The sequence below is a fragment of the Nonomuraea sp. NPDC001831 genome (assembly GCF_042892035.1).
Lineage (GTDB): Bacteria > Actinomycetota > Actinomycetes > Streptosporangiales > Streptosporangiaceae > Nonomuraea.
Map to the genome: position 1 here is coordinate 38,435 of NZ_JBIATU010000021.1, position 13,957 is coordinate 52,391.

Here is a 13,957-nt window from a genome sequence, read left to right on the forward strand (position 1 = left end):
CTCCCGAACGGAGATCAGAAGACATGGGAGCACTCACGTCAGCATCAAGAGTTCGGCATCTCTCCGGCAACCATGAAGCACCCACGAGAGAGAGGGACGACTGCCCGTACACGTCGCCAACCGGACTTCATCGTCCGGCGCCCATGAAGCCGCAGCTTCCGGTCGCTCAGCGGCTGAGTCCGTCCGGGGTGAGGTCGAGCAGACGCTCGGCCTGCTCGCGCTGCTCGGGTCTGCCCGAGGCGAGGGCGATGCCGGTCAGCGCGGCGAACATGTCGGTGGCGGTGATGTCGGACCTGATACTGCCAACCTTCACCCCGGCCTCGACGAGCGCGTATGGCATCGGTCATGCCTAGCTTGGCGGTGGCGTAGTCAATGAAGCGGCCCATCCAGGCGCGTAGGGCCTCACGGGAGGGCATGGCTGCCAGCAGTCCGGGCGCGGCGTCGCGCAGCTTGGCGAGCTCGTTGCGGTAAGCGGCCTCGATGAGGATCTCCTGGGCCGCGAAGTTCCGGTAGAGCGTCCCGGAACTCCTTGCCGCACGCCCGCACGAACCTCTCCAAAGTCGCCACTCGGGGAATCGCCGTACGGCCGGTGATCATCGCCTGAACCGTCGCCGCACCCAGCCCGGCGTCGGCGGCCAGCCGCTGCACACCGCGGGGATCACGATCGAACAGCAACGCCAACTGCTCGACCAGCTCCTGACTGGTGCGGATGCCGCCCCACGGTTTGTACGGCACTTGTGCGGCGTTGGCCAGCAGCTATCTAACTCCGCGCCCGTTTATGCCGCATTCCGGCACCCCCGGTATGCATAGGGCTCCACGGGGCCCCGCCTCTCCATCGAGATCATCCATCGCCGGTGGCTTCCGAGTCGCGTGTACCTCGATACAGTACGTGCCCGCTCAGGCGCTTGTTGCGGCCCTTGTAGCGGAAGGTGGTGGAGATGGACTTGTGCTGCACGGCCTGTTGGACCTGCTCCGGTGGCGCGCCGCCGTCCAGGAGTTCGGTGATGACGGTGGCGCGGATGCGGTGCGGGTGCGCCTTCTCCCCCTCCTCGGTAGGCATCTGACCGGCCGCGGCCGCGGCCTTCAACGCTGCGGTGACCCACCAGCGGTCGATCGGCCAGCCGTCCTCACGGGTGAACAGCAGATCGTCGGCATGCTTGCCTTGCCGCAGCTGCTGCAGCATGGCGATCGTGTCGGCGTCTGGGATGGGCAGTTGGGCGTATTTGCCGCCCTTGTTGCGGAAGCGCACCACGGTGTGCCTGCTGCCGTCGGATTCGGTGACGGTGCGGATGTCGCCGACCGTGAGCCCGGCCAGCAAGCCCACGCGGCCGCCGACGTCGTCCAGCAGAGCGATGGCGGCGGCTTGGGCCAGCTGACCTGTCGCGGCGAGCTTGGCCACCCCGGCTCGCATATGACGGTGCTGCACCGGGGTGAAGGCGCGGGTGCTGCCTTCGGTGGAGACCGGCGGTGCATCGACGTCGGCGGTGGGGTTGTAGGCGATCACTTTGCGGCGGCGGGCGTAGCCGTAGAAGCTGGACAGGTTGTGCCGTTGCTTGGCCACCGTGGCCGGGCCGAGCGCCTTGCCAGGCTTACGCACGCCGACGGTCAGCGCGCCGGTCGCGGCGGCATCGCGGTAGGCGATCAGGTGATCCTCAGTGACGTCGAGCAGCGCCACCGGCGGCGTCAGGGTGCGCAACCAGCGCAGGAAGGCCGCCAGCACCTGCAGCCGGGTATGCCGGGTCGAGACAGAGGTGCTGTGCTGCAGCCAGCCGGCCACCACGTTCCAGGTGGGCCGGTCCAGGCCGTCGATCAGGTCGACGTCGGCGCCGGGCACCTCTCCCCTATCGCCTCGCTCGCGGCGCGGGCTCAGCCCGGCGATCGCGCCGATGCTGAACACCAGCGGCTCGGGCGGCGGAGCTGGAGCAGGTGCTTGGTGCGCTTCGGCGAGCGGTCCGGGCGCCGGGGCGGATTCGCTGGACGGGTTGTGGCCGGGCCGATGCACGGCGGTGGGCTCCAGGACGTCCTGCGCTTCTGCGGGACCAGAGCCGGCCGGAAGGATGGGCGTACCGCTCATGCCCCCTCCCCCAACGGTACCGATGTGGGCAGCGGTCGGCCGACGGAGACCAAGGCGTCGACGGGCAGCCCGTCGCGCAGCACCTCGGTGTTGTCGGCAAGGTTGATGCCGCCGCCGGTGAGGACGGCCTCGGGCGTGGCGTAGCCGAGCGCTGCGTCCTCGGTGAGCACGAGCACGGTGCGGTCGGGCTCCCCTGCCGGTGCCGTCAGCAGCAGCGCGGTGGCGTGGGTGCGGGTCAGTCGGGGTGGGCGCCGGGGCATGGCGTGTGCTCCTTGTGGAATGCGGGGGTTTGGGTCGCCCGGGCTCCTGCTCATCGCGACCACGGCTGGTCAGGGTGTGCGGCTTGCCGCGAAGCTGTCAGTTCTGCTGTGCCGTGTGATGGCAGCGGTGCCCGCATCCGTGGCAGAGTCGCCCGCGCCGCCTGTCGGTCGTCGCCTTGTCATGTCAGCCCGCCTCGGGGAAGGAGTGCGGAGCGGTGCTCAGCAGGCGGTAGCCGGTCGATGTGGGCCTGAAGCGTGCCACCGAGATGCGCGTTTGCCGCCCCCGTGTGTCCTGGGCGTTGCTCCTCTCGCCTCGATCGATCCGCTTCTGTGTATCCGTCGGATTGGTGAGCACGGTGACAGAGAGCCTTGTCACCTTCAATCGCCTCGGCTGGACGACGGACGGTGCGACCTGCCCTGGCGTGTCGCCCTCCTCGCTCGTGTGAGGTAAGGAGGGCGGGGTGGTGCCCGGCAAGACCTCGCGCGCCTTGCTGATGATCTGCTCTACGGTCATGCTCTTGCGAGCCTCGGCGCCGGGCCCGTCCGGGTCGTCGAGAGCGACGATCCAGCGAGCGAACGCCTCCAGCGGCTCCAGTCTGTCCAGCAGGACCGGTGTGTCCTCCGTGTGTCGGCTCATCCGGTTGATCAGATCGATGGCGACGCCGGTGGCCCGTCCTAATCGCCGTGGAGGGTCCCTTCACATCCTCGTAGCGGGCCCGGATCTCGCTCAGGTCGCTCATCGGTTCTCCGTTCAGGGGTCGGTCGTCGAACTCGTCGGCGGGGGCAGGCTTCTGCCCCCCAGAGGCGGCCCGTGCTGCCCCGGGGAACCACGTGCAGGGCGCAGATCTCGCCACGGGAGTGCCTCCCCCTGAGCATCGCGCATCTCTGAGAGTTCTCATTCTTCTGCCAGTACCGATTCTCATCGGGTTGTCAGTAAGCCCAGATGGCGCTTCATAGGAGTCAATTCTGGCATCGGGATGGAGGAACGGGCGGCCAAGCGCGAGGCGAGCGACCCTGGGTAGTCGGGCATTTCCTCACCGTCCCAGTTTCCTGGCTTCAATCGTTACGGTATGGAATCGTCTGGATTGCTGGAGTTACCATCCGGGATGTTGGCGCATGTGACCGAACTGTCCAGTGCGGTAACGCGTCTGCACGCGTGCTCACCGCCGGCACGAGGGAGCGGCATCGCGGGAACACGTCGACACCTCGAATGGGGAAGTCTCCATCAACTCCGCGGTCCCGCCATGCGCCGCCTTCTGGCCTTCGATGAGCGTCAGGAGCTCACCACTGCGCACGTCCGCCTGCTGAGCTCCTGCATGGGGATCAGCGAGCGGACCCTGTGGCGATGGATCCGCGCCGGGTGTGAGGAAGGCCGCACGGAGCGAAAGCCGCACCCGCGGTTCGTCTGGACCGAGGACCTTCCCCCGGAGCGTGGGCTGATGGAGATAGCGCGGCAGGGAGCGCAGGAACATCTGTTCGACGCCCGCACCGGCGCCCACCTGGGGCCGCCGTTCCTGGCCGATGCGGCCACCGCGCAGCAGCAGGCCGAGGTCATGGCCGCGCCGGCAGGCCCAGGAGCTGGAGCGCCTGCTGAAGGCGGCCGCCAAGAAGCGCCGCCCACGCTATGCCGCTGTCACCGAGGCCCGGGCACCGCAGCCGCTGCAGACGCAAACCACTGCCGAGGCCCAAGCCGAACTGGACGCCTCCTACCACCAGCTGCCGCGTCACCTGCCCCGCCCCTCCGGCCTCCCGCTGCCGCCGCCTGTCGCCGGATGGGTCCGGCCCGGCGAACACGCAGAAGACCCGTCGAGCGGCGATGCGGCAGGAGGATGAGCGTGGAGCGGATCTGGTCGAACGACGAACCTGACGATCACCACTTGCGGCTGCCCGGCGCCCGTTCGGTGGTCACCGGCGACGCGTTGATCATCAAGGAGAACCTCGCCCAGGTGATCAAACTTCAGGGCATGTTGTGCCTGTACGGGGAGGCGGGTGTCGGCAAGACGTTCCTGACCCGCGGCGTGCTGCGGGAGCTTGCGCCGGTGAGCACGTTCTGGGTGCGTTTTCGCGCCCACCCCTACCCGCGTGATATCCGCGAGGCGCTTTTTGAGTCGCTGGGCATGGCCGGGCCGGTGCCGCGCCGTGCCGGCCAGTTCGACCGGCTGATCCTTCAGCAGCTGCGCGGCGAGTTCCGGGTCCTGGTGTGTGATGAGGCCCAGTGGTTGTCGGCTGAGTGCTTCGAGCTGTGGCGCTTTTGCGGGACGACAAGAATACGAAGATCGTCCTGGTGTTCGTCGGCGGCCATAACTGCTACAAGGCGCTGCGCAGCAAGCCGATGCTGGCCTCGCGGGTGACGATCTGGCAGGAGCTCCAGCGGCTGTCGCGCGAGGAGGTCGCGACCGTCATCCCCGCCTTCCATCCGGTCTGGGCGCACGTCGCCCCTGCAGATCTGACCTTGGTCGACGCCCGCGCGGCCCATGGCAACTTCCGGATGTGGGTGACCATCACGCGTCTGGCGGTGGAGGCGCTGACGCTCTTCGATCAGCCGCGAGTTGACCGCAAGGTGCTGGAGTGGGTGTTCAGCAAACTCGGCGGCAGCCCATGACCGCCGGTGGTGACACGAGGGACCTGCGGGCGCCGGTGGTGAGCATCGTCGTGGACCACGCCGACGACCACCGGCTGACCCGGCAGGCGCTGAATGCCCAGGATCCGGCGGCCGGGTGGATCACCGTGCATCCGACCCCATCCAGCAACAGCCTGATCGACCTGGCCCACGTGCTGCCGGCCGCCACCTTCACCGTGCTGGGACAGGTGCAGGCGTTGTTCGAGCAGGCCCGCGCGCGCCGCCCGGTGCGGCCCGAACCGCCATCGCGCCCGATGCGATGCTCCAACTTGTCCACCGACACCGCTGTGGTCACCGAGGCGCTCGCCACGCCGCTGCCGCTGCTGCCGGACAGCGGGCTGACCCGGTTCCGGGCCGATCTGCGCCGCCAGCTCGGCCCCGATGCTTCGCGCTGGCCGATGCCCTGTACCGGCAAGCGAGGGACTCGGCCTGCGCGTTCCTCACCGGCCACCCGGACTATCACGCCGATCCCGTGCCGCGCGCGGCCTGCCGCGCCCGTGCGCTGGCACCGGCGGGTTCACCCGCCAACGGGACCGTGGTCTGCAACCCCTTCGCTTCGACGACTCGGCCGGTCCATTCAGTTACCTGACCCAGCTGCTGTGCGGCAGCCCCAGCCCTGCCCACTCGCTGGTCCTAGTCCCACCGAGCGCGTCGATCGCCTTGGTGAGGCCGGCCACCTGGGCGTCGGCCGCCTCCGCCGGTCAGGCGGGGCAGCGGAACGACGGTCACCTCCCCGGCGCTGACGTTGACCACGACCACGGGGCTGCGTCAGTCAACACGAGCTGCTCATCGTGCAGGCGTCCAGGCGTTGAATCTGTTCGATCTTGCTCTGGGAATAGCTCTCCTCCACTCCTCCCGCTCTGACCGCCTTTCACCAGATAAGCAACTTAGGTTGACTATCCCGGATTTAGTCAACTATGGTTGCTTGCATTCCCGATGAAGGACGTCCCACATGAATCTCCCCCATGCCCTAGTCGGCGTAGTGCTGACGGGAACCACGCTCCTGCCAGGCCCCACGACCACTGCCCTGACCCGCTTCTACAACCAGCCCGTCGAATGGGCGACCTGCGGCGACCCTCTCCTGGACCATGTGGGCGCCCAATGCGCCGAGATCACGGTCCCGCTGGACTACTCCAAGCCGCAGGGCAAGACGATCAAAGTCGCGATCTCCCGCATCAAGGCCACCGACCCGGGCAAGCGGCGCGGCGTCATGCTGTCCAACCCCGGTGGTCCCGGCGGTGCGGGCCTGAACTTCATGGGCTACATCAGTCAGCGGATGACCCCCGAGGTCACCTCCCGCTACGACCTGATCGGCATGGATCCACGCGGCGTCGGCAGGAGCGCACCGGTCGACTGCGGCTGGCCGATCGGGCACATGCTCTGGTCCGCCGGGCCGACCCGGGCGAGCTTCCGCCGGGCCGTACAGACGCAGGCCGATCTCGCGCAGCGGTGCGCGCAGCGGGAAGGCGACCGGATCGCCCACATCACCACCCGGAACACCGCGCGGGACATGGACGTCATCCGCGCCGCCCTCGGCGAGGCGAAGATCTCCTACTTCGGCATGTCCTACGGCACTTACCTCGGCGCGGTCTTCACCCAGATGTTCCCGCAGCGCAGCGACCGCTTCGTACTGGACAGCGCGATCGATCCGGCCCAGTACATGGCCGGGTCGATCAGGAACAGCGGACCGGCCAACGAGGCCGCGCTCGACGACTGGGCCGCCTGGACCGCCAAGCGCGACCCCGAATACCACCTCGGCGCGACGGCACGCCACGTGCGGGCCCGCGTCGAGAGCTTGGTCAAGGCCCCGATCCGCATCGGGGACCATCTCGTCGACGAACGTTTCCTGCCCATGGTCATCTTCACCCTGCTGCCCGACGCCAGGGAGAACGCCCGTCTGGCCGCGCGGGTGCGGCTGCTCGCCGAAGCCGCCGAGGGCAAGCCGGTCCGCCCGAGCGACGACTTCGAACAGGAACTGCAGTTCACGCTGTACGGCAAGCCGCAGGGCTACTCCAGCCAGGCCGCCGTCATCTGCGGCGATGCGGCAGTGCCACGCGACCCCGAGCGGTACTGGCGCGCCATCCAGCGCAGCCGGGCCACCCAGCCGGTGTTCGGACCGTATGCGAACAACATCACCGCCTGCGCCTTCTGGCCCAACCCCCGCGAGCCCGCGACCAAGGTCGGCAACGACGTCCCCGCACTGATCGTCCAGGCCACCGGCGACACCCGCACGGTCTATCAGGAGGGCGTGAACCTGCGCCGGGCGATGCCCGCCGCACGCCTGGTCACCGTACGGGACGTGCGCATGCACGGCGTCTTCGGCCGCCTGCCCAACACCTGCGTGGAGACGGCCGTGAACACCTACTTCGCCAGCGGCACCCTGCCCGCCGACGATCTCACCTGCCGCGCCGATCCGTCCTGACCGCGTGGGCCACAACCAGTCGGCCCCGTCGTCGGTCAGCGCCTCGCCGACGCACACCCGCTTCGCCCACGCCGCCCGCGCTCAGGCGGTCGGTGGTCCTCGTCGGCGCGGGGTTCCTTGGTACGGAGGTCGCCGCCGCCGCCCGGCAGCTCGGCCTGGACGTCACCCTGGTCGATCCGCTCCCCGCGCCGTTGATCGCCCGGCTCGGCGACCGGGTGGCGCGGCTGCTGGCCGGATTGCACGCCAGGCACGGCGTCCGTCTGCGTCCCGGCACCCTGGTCACCGGCCTGACCGGCCACGACGGCCGGGTGAACGGGGTGCCGGGCCGCACCCGGCGTGGTCGCCGCCGGCGACGTCGCCTCCTGGCGGCACCCCGGCTTCGGCCGCCTGCGCGTCGAACACCGGCTGAACGCCACCGAACAGGGCACGGCCGCAGCCTGGACGCTCCTCGGCGGCCAGGCCCCCTTCGCACCCGTGCCCTACTTCTGGACCGACCAGTACGACGTGAAGATCTAGGTCCACGGCGTCACCGGCGGCGACGCCCGGTTCCAGGTCGTCGCCGGGGACCCCGCCACCGGCCGGTTCGCCGGCCTGTACGGCAGGGACGGCCACGTCATCGGCGCCATGACCTGGAACCTGCCCCGGCAGGCCCGCGCCCTCCGCCGACACGTCGCCGAACGGACCCCGTGGCGCCAGGCCACCACCGGATGACCCGGCACTCGACCGCTCCTGGGCAACGGCGGCACGGACAGCGGCACGGACAGCGGCACGGTCACCGGCACGGCCCCCGCTGCGGTCGGCCGGCTCGGCCTCAGGATGGCCGATGATGTGGTCGGCGGGGCGCATCGGCCTGGCTTCTCGTCACACCCGAGTATGTCTCGAACGCTCGAGATCATGTCATGAGAGGTGAAATTGGGAATCGTCACCCTGCACAGCACGGACCTGCCGCCCGACCAGCGATTCGACTGGTGGTGCGACCTGATCAGCCACGACGTGGCGCCCATCCAGATCACCAGCGACCACGCCGCCGACTTCCGGGCGTCGGCCGGGGCGATCGACCTGGACACCGTCCAGGTGACGACCATGTCGTTCCCCGCGCTCAGCTCCGTGCGCACACCCGCGCTGATCCGCCGCTCCGACCCCGAGAGGTACGAGCTCGCCCTGATCGTGGGAAGCACGATGTGGATCTCCCAGGGCGGCAACGACACCCGGATGGGGGCCGGCGACCTGGTGATGTGGGACACCTCCCACCCGTACCAGGGCGGCGCGTTCGACGGGCCGGGGCCGGCACGGGCGATCATCGTGCATCTGCCCAAATCCGAGCTGCCCCTGCCGTCCGGCAAGGTCGACGCGCTCCTGGCCCACGCGATGCCCGCGAACGGCGGCGTCGACGCGATCCTGGCCGGCTACCTCAAGACGCTGGTGCGCGAGGCGCGGTCCATGTCCTTACCCGAGGTACGGCGGCTCGGTGCCGCCACGCTGGACCTGGCCCTGGCCTTCCTCGCCCACCGGCTGAACGCACAGGACCGCCTGCCCCCCGAGACCCGGCAGTTCGCCCTGGTGGCGCGCATCCGGGCGTTCGTCGAGCACAACCTCGCCGACGCCGACCTGACACCCCGCGCGATCGCCCACCGGCACCACATCTCCGTGCGCTACCTGCAACTGCTGTTCCAGCGTCAAGGCACAACGCTGACAGAGTGGATCCGCCGCCGCCGTCTGGAGCACTGCCGCGCCGACCTGGCCGATCCCCGCCTGGCCGGGCAGCCCATCCACGCCATCGCCGCCCGCTGGGGATTCACCCGCGCCGCCGACCTCAGCAAATCCTTCCGGGCCAAGTACGGCCTGTCGCCCAAGGACTATCGGCACGAGGCCCTGACCCGCGCCACACCAGAGGCGGACGACAGCCACGCGCGACGATGACGTCGAGACCTCCCCGGCTGCCGGCCGCCGGTCAGGCCGGCCCTCTACCGGCAGCGCCACGTCGTGGAGAGCGGCATCGACCGGCCCGAACGCCATCGCGCTGTGGCGAACTCGCCGTCCGCTGTCGTGCGCTCATTGCCAAGACACAGTGCGCGCCACGCTGACGACTTCCATGATCGACCGCAACTAGGCTGCGCACGTCGGATCCCAGCGAACGGGATTCGAGGCCACGAATTTCATGGGATGAGGGGAACGGGAATGACAAGAAGACTCAGGCGGTGGGGTGCCCTCGGGGCCGCGGCCGTATCCCTCGCAGGGACCATGGTCGTCGCGGGCGGCGCAACAGCGGCGCACGCGGACACCCGGTGCAGCGCGGATCCGATCTACATCAACGACAGCCCCGGCGGGGACCCCAAACAGCGGGCGTACGGCCACTCCCACAACACCGGTAACCACTACGTCAACGGCTCCCTCTACGACGCCTATCGGGGACTGCACAAATGGTTCTGGATGGCGGACAACGACGGCGGGTCGGACGGCGACAGCGCCGACACCTTCTATGGCAATTCCTGGTGCTATTCGTCCGCGCCACCACAGCCGGGCGTTGCGTGAAGGCGGTTCTGGCGCAAATGAGCAGGATGCCGTGACGGCACGTGTCCATGATCGCGGTGCTGTAGCTGCCCGCACGTGAGAACGACCGCTCGTGATGATCAGGTTGGATCAGAAGCCTGATCTTCACGGACGGCCGTAGGGGTTGTCGCGCGGTACTCGCCGAGGGCGACTGGCTGGAGACGGCCCCGGCGGATCGGTGGCGGTCATGATGATGGGCGGGCTCTACCCCTGGCTAACCAGCCCCACCTTCATCAGGCTGCCGCCTGCTGGGCTTTTCCAAGCCTTCCAGTCAGAGGGTGCGCAAGGTGGTGCCGGCCATCAAGACGATCAGAGCTCCCGCCAACGAGGGCTTCGGCGACCCCCGCGACGTGGCGCCCTAAGATCCCGACCAGCGGCTCGTCGAGCAACAACGGATCATCAGCTCTGCCGGCTGCCGCTCGGCCTCAATCGGCGAGTCGCAGGACGATGCGGGGCACTCCGGCGGCCCTCGATCCGGTATCGGCGATCGTGACGAAGCCGGCGGACTCGGACAGAGACCGCGTACCGACGAACGCCAGCATGGTGTCGATCTTCTTGCCGGTGTTGTCGACCGGGTAGCCCTCGACGGCCGCGGCGCCGTGCCCGCGCGCGAACCTGGCCGCGCCGTCGATCAGCGCCTTCGCCCCCCGGCTGCGGTGGCCGGCGCGGACCTTGAGACACCAGATCGGCCAGATCGCGAGGTCGTCGTCGAGCTTGGGGATCCTGCTGTTGCGAGCGATGGAGTACACCCCGGCGCGGGGCACGACACCGGCCCAGCCGACGACCTCATCGACGTCATGGGCCAGGACGCCCGGCGCGACGGGCTGCCGGCACAGGCGTCGCATGTAGCCTGGCCGTGCGTCAGGGCCGAGTTCGCGGTTGACCGCGGGGTCGATGCGATGGCTCAGGCACCAGCAGGCGGTCGTGCCCGGCCTTGTGGGGGCGAGCATGATCGAGACGTCGTCGAAGTGGTCCGCCGACGCGGGCTCGACCCTGAAGGCCGGAGCGCTCATCGGCCGAGGGGCGTCAGTACGGCGATCTTCCATTGCGCCCCGTGTCGATGAGTTGATGGAGGTGGCGTTGGTGGCGGCTCCGTCATGGCGCCAGGTGACGTCGGCCCAGGCGCTGTGCGCCGTCTCGGCGACCAGGGTGATGTCCGCCGCCAGGTCGTTCACGCCGTCGTACTGACCTCAGGCGGCGGCGAAGAACTCCTCGCTCTGTCCGGCGTCCGGCACGGCGATGGGATGGCCGGGGGGGCAGGATCAACGACGGTATCGCGTACATGTCGGCCATGGTCTTCTCGTCCCGGGCGAGCAGGGCGCGAGCGTATCGGTCGAAGAATGCGTGCACGACGGTGGTCATGCTCATGAGGTGTCACGCTAGCGACGAACCTGGACAAGCTTGTGTCCTGGTTACGATCCTTCGCCATGAAGTCGTCCGCAAAGTCCGTTGCCTCGCGCGACAATCACCTGACGATCCGCCGTGTCGAGCGCCGGCAACACCTCATCGAACGGCTCCACGCCGCCGCCGATCGGATCACCGTCGGCACCCTCGCCCGCGACTTCGGCGTCTCCGCACGCACCATCGCCCGTGACATCGAACGGCTACGACAGTCGGGCGTCCCCATCGACGTCACCACCGGCCGCGGCGGAGGAGTGGCCATCAACCGGCACCACCGCATCCCCGCCATCGCCTTCGACCTCCGCGAGATCGCCACCCTGGTGGCCAGCCTCACCGCGCTCGGCCCCACCACGAGCACGTCCGCGACGTCCGCCATGGACAAGCTCGCCACCGCGCTCACCGGCGGCCGCACGCACCCGGCGCTACGACACGGTTCCCAGACCTGCTGCAGGCACCGGCAACCGACGGATCACACCCGCACAGCCCGACCTCCGCCATGGCGTTCGGCGCACCGCGCCGACGTCGCCGGGAGGCACCCGCCGTCAGCCTGATTCCCATGCTGTTCAAGCGCCGAGACCTTGAGCGCATCGCGGACGGGACCCTCACGCTGGCCTTCCGCCGCTGGCAGCGCAACGCCGTGCGTCCGGGCAGCCTGCTGCGCACCGCCGTCGGCATCGTGGCGATCGACACGGTGGAGGAGATCACCGAGGCCCAGGTGACCGCGCAGGACCTCCGGCGCCCGGGCTACGCCACGCCCGACGACCTGTGGAAGGAACTGGCCCGGCGGCCCGACGGGCAGCTCTACCGGATCAGCCTGCGCATAGCCGGCCCGGCCCCCGGACAGCGCTCCGTGAACGCAGCGACCCGCACGCCGAACAGGCGGCCGAAAATACAGCGCCGCCTGGCCGGCATCGATAAGGCCGCCCGCCGCGGCCCCTGGACCCACGACCTGCTCCGCCTCATCCACGAACTGCCCGCGACCGCCGCCGCCGAGCTCGCCCAGCACCTCGGGCGCGACACCCAGGCCCTCAAACGGGACGGCCGCACACTCAAAGGCCGCAGCCTGACCGAGAGCCTGAAAGTCGGCCACCGGCTCTCCGTGCGGGGAGAGGCTCTGGTGAAGAGGGCGAAGACGGCGGCGAATGATGTTCCGGACAGCACGCCCTGAATCCCTCGGTCAGTGCTACGGGAACTCCACATTGCGTTGATGTCGAAGGAAGCGTGCGTTCAGTGCCAACGACATGAAGAGGTCGATCATGTGAGGCTCGACAGCGACATTTCGGCTCGCCTCACAACGATCGGAGAACCCGTGGCTCGTGGAAGCGCGGTCTTTGGGTCGCCGGCGTCGGCCGCGACGTCCTCGGCCATGGGACCGCACCGGGAGAGCGCCGCGCGCTACTACAGCATGGACATGTACGACAGGTGCCCCCGGACCGGCCGCGGTCACCAGTGCGTCGAGTTCCCGGTGAAGTGGGGAGACCCGTACCTCGAACTGTGGATCCTCATGTACTGACGAAACGCGCCGGGGCCGGAGGCGGGCCAGAGATCCCCGCCATGGCCGGGTGCATGGACGCGGCGGGACGACACCCACGCGGCGTCGCAGCAACGCTGCCACACCTCCGAAAGCGCTGGGGCTCGACATCGCGGGCGGCGAGGGACACCGCACCGAGCGCATCAAGGCCGGCCGCGACTCCCCGACATGGCCACAGAACTCCGCAGCCCGCCATCCGTTACGCCGTTAAGGAATCACCATGTACCGCTGGCAACCCGACCTCGGGCTGATCCAGGAAACGCTCCTGCTCACGCTCCATGCCAGAGCCCGGGACGCCGAACTGCCCCGCCCGATCCTCGGCGACACGCTCTCCGCCGACCTGGCCGGCAGAATCGACTATGACTTCGGCAAGCTGAAGGTCAAGACCAACGTCGTCGTCACCACGGCCCTGCGCTCCAGGAAGCTGGACGACGCCGTCCGGGCCTTCGTCGCCGCTCACCCCGGATGCGTGGTGCTCGACCTGGGCTGCGGCCTGGACACCAGGATGCGGCGCTGCGATCCGCCGCCGGGCGTCGACTGGTACGACGTCGACTTTCCCGCAGTGGTGAGTCTGAGATCCGCACTCCTGCACGGCCGCTCCCACCTCGTCGGAGCCAACCTCACCCGCTCCGACTGGCTCACGACCATCCCCGATGACCGCCCGGCGATGATCGTCGCCGAAGGGCTGCTCCCCTTCATGCCCGGCGACTCCTTCCAGGCCCTGGTCCGCGAGCTGGCCGGCCACTTCCCTTCGGGCGAACTCGCGCTCAACGGCTACACCCGCCTCGCCGCCTGGGCCATGAAGCACCACCCGATCATGAGGACACTCGGCATGGAAGCCGCCCGGGGCTTCGACGACCCGCACGAACCCGAGTCCTGGGACGCCGGCCTCAAACTGATCGAGGAACAGATCCTCAACCGCGCACCGGAAGTAGCCCTGTTCCCGCAACCGCTACGCGCGCTGACCCGTCTCACCGCCCGTAGCACGGCCTTGTCCCGCCAAGGGGCACGCATTCTCCGTTACCGGTTCTGAGCCGGGGCTGATGGCACGGGGAACGTACGCGAGCGCGCCTGCCCAGCGAGGATCCCGGCCAGGTCC

General features: G+C 69.2%; 16 protein-coding genes and 2 pseudogenes. 13 read left to right on the top strand and 5 right to left on the bottom strand.

The window, feature by feature from the left end:
- Window positions 1-166 precede the first annotated feature (166 nt).
- The 4 genes from ACFYYW_RS42905 to ACFYYW_RS42920 all read right to left on the bottom strand — a co-directional run bounded on the left by ACFYYW_RS42905 (window position 167) and on the right by ACFYYW_RS42920 (window position 2,971).
- Window positions 167-340 (bottom strand): hypothetical protein, encoded by a 174-nt coding sequence (locus ACFYYW_RS42905; RefSeq protein WP_387658712.1) that lies wholly within the window; start codon window positions 338-340, stop codon window positions 167-169.
- Window positions 341-841: 501 nt separating this feature from the next.
- Complete coding sequence (locus tag ACFYYW_RS42910) at window positions 842-2,074, bottom strand: tyrosine-type recombinase/integrase (protein WP_387658715.1); 1,233 nt, start codon at window positions 2,072-2,074, stop codon at window positions 842-844.
- On the bottom strand, window positions 2,071-2,334 hold the full coding sequence (locus ACFYYW_RS42915; protein WP_387658717.1) for a hypothetical protein: 264 nt from the start codon (window positions 2,332-2,334) through the stop codon (window positions 2,071-2,073). Before ACFYYW_RS42915 ends, ACFYYW_RS42910 begins: the two co-directional genes overlap by 4 nt.
- Before the next feature lie 184 nt (window positions 2,335-2,518).
- Window positions 2,519-2,971: a hypothetical protein gene (locus ACFYYW_RS42920; protein ID WP_387658720.1), complete on the bottom strand. Its 453-nt coding sequence runs from the start codon at window positions 2,969-2,971 to the stop codon at window positions 2,519-2,521.
- Window positions 2,972-4,169: 1,198 nt separating this feature from the next.
- Between ACFYYW_RS42920 and ACFYYW_RS42925 the strand changes: the two genes are divergently transcribed.
- The 9 genes and pseudogenes from ACFYYW_RS42925 to ACFYYW_RS42965 all read left to right on the top strand — a co-directional run bounded on the left by ACFYYW_RS42925 (window position 4,170) and on the right by ACFYYW_RS42965 (window position 9,908).
- Window positions 4,170-4,685, top strand: a complete 516-nt coding sequence (locus ACFYYW_RS42925; protein ID WP_387658722.1) for an ATP-binding protein — start codon at window positions 4,170-4,172, stop codon at window positions 4,683-4,685.
- A complete protein-coding gene (locus tag ACFYYW_RS42930) occupies window positions 4,682-4,936 on the top strand; it encodes a hypothetical protein (RefSeq protein ID WP_387658724.1) in 255 nt (84 codons plus the stop codon). Before ACFYYW_RS42925 ends, ACFYYW_RS42930 begins: the two co-directional genes overlap by 4 nt.
- 38 nt (window positions 4,937-4,974) lie before the next feature.
- A complete protein-coding gene (locus ACFYYW_RS42935; RefSeq protein WP_387658727.1) occupies window positions 4,975-5,697 on the top strand; it encodes a hypothetical protein in 723 nt (240 codons plus the stop codon).
- Window positions 5,698-5,906: 209 nt separating this feature from the next.
- Window positions 5,907-7,376 carry an alpha/beta hydrolase gene (locus tag ACFYYW_RS42940; protein WP_387658729.1) on the top strand — a complete coding sequence of 490 codons (1,470 nt, stop codon included), beginning with the start codon at window positions 5,907-5,909 and terminating at the stop codon, window positions 7,374-7,376.
- Window positions 7,373-7,684: pseudogene (locus tag ACFYYW_RS42945) on the top strand (FAD-dependent oxidoreductase); the annotation flags it as partial. The gene ACFYYW_RS42940 and the pseudogene ACFYYW_RS42945, both read left to right, overlap by 4 nt.
- 28 nt (window positions 7,685-7,712) lie before the next feature.
- On the top strand, window positions 7,713-7,892 hold the full coding sequence (locus ACFYYW_RS42950; protein ID WP_387658732.1) for a hypothetical protein: 180 nt from the start codon (window positions 7,713-7,715) through the stop codon (window positions 7,890-7,892).
- A 21-nt stretch (window positions 7,893-7,913) separates the two neighbouring features.
- A pseudogene (locus tag ACFYYW_RS42955) lies at window positions 7,914-8,087 on the top strand (hypothetical protein); the annotation flags it as partial.
- A gap of 195 nt (window positions 8,088-8,282) precedes the next feature.
- Window positions 8,283-9,296, top strand: a complete 1,014-nt coding sequence (locus ACFYYW_RS42960) for a helix-turn-helix domain-containing protein (RefSeq protein WP_352365498.1) — start codon at window positions 8,283-8,285, stop codon at window positions 9,294-9,296.
- Between the two features lie 258 nt (window positions 9,297-9,554).
- Window positions 9,555-9,908 (top strand): hypothetical protein, encoded by a 354-nt coding sequence (locus tag ACFYYW_RS42965; RefSeq protein WP_357710198.1) that lies wholly within the window; start codon window positions 9,555-9,557, stop codon window positions 9,906-9,908.
- A 443-nt stretch (window positions 9,909-10,351) separates the two neighbouring features.
- Here ACFYYW_RS42965 and ACFYYW_RS42970 read toward each other — a convergent pair whose 3' ends face one another.
- Window positions 10,352-11,101 (bottom strand): GNAT family N-acetyltransferase, encoded by a 750-nt coding sequence (locus ACFYYW_RS42970; RefSeq protein WP_387658736.1) that lies wholly within the window; start codon window positions 11,099-11,101, stop codon window positions 10,352-10,354.
- 252 nt (window positions 11,102-11,353) lie between these two features.
- On the opposite strand from ACFYYW_RS42970, the gene ACFYYW_RS42975 reads away from it, so the two are divergent.
- The 4 genes from ACFYYW_RS42975 to ACFYYW_RS42990 all read left to right on the top strand — a co-directional run bounded on the left by ACFYYW_RS42975 (window position 11,354) and on the right by ACFYYW_RS42990 (window position 13,891).
- Complete coding sequence (locus ACFYYW_RS42975) at window positions 11,354-11,878, top strand: HTH domain-containing protein (RefSeq protein WP_387658739.1); 525 nt, start codon at window positions 11,354-11,356, stop codon at window positions 11,876-11,878.
- A gap of 5 nt (window positions 11,879-11,883) precedes the next feature.
- On the top strand, window positions 11,884-12,495 hold the full coding sequence (locus tag ACFYYW_RS42980; protein WP_387658741.1) for a hypothetical protein: 612 nt from the start codon (window positions 11,884-11,886) through the stop codon (window positions 12,493-12,495).
- Window positions 12,496-12,693: 198 nt separating this feature from the next.
- Window positions 12,694-12,840, top strand: a complete 147-nt coding sequence (locus ACFYYW_RS42985) for a hypothetical protein (RefSeq protein WP_352365486.1) — start codon at window positions 12,694-12,696, stop codon at window positions 12,838-12,840.
- A 238-nt stretch (window positions 12,841-13,078) separates the two neighbouring features.
- The gene (locus ACFYYW_RS42990) at window positions 13,079-13,891 is read left to right on the top strand and encodes a class I SAM-dependent methyltransferase (RefSeq protein ID WP_387658745.1); all 813 of its coding nucleotides are present in this window, start codon (window positions 13,079-13,081) and stop codon (window positions 13,889-13,891) included.
- The last annotated feature ends 66 nt before the right edge of the window (window positions 13,892-13,957 follow it).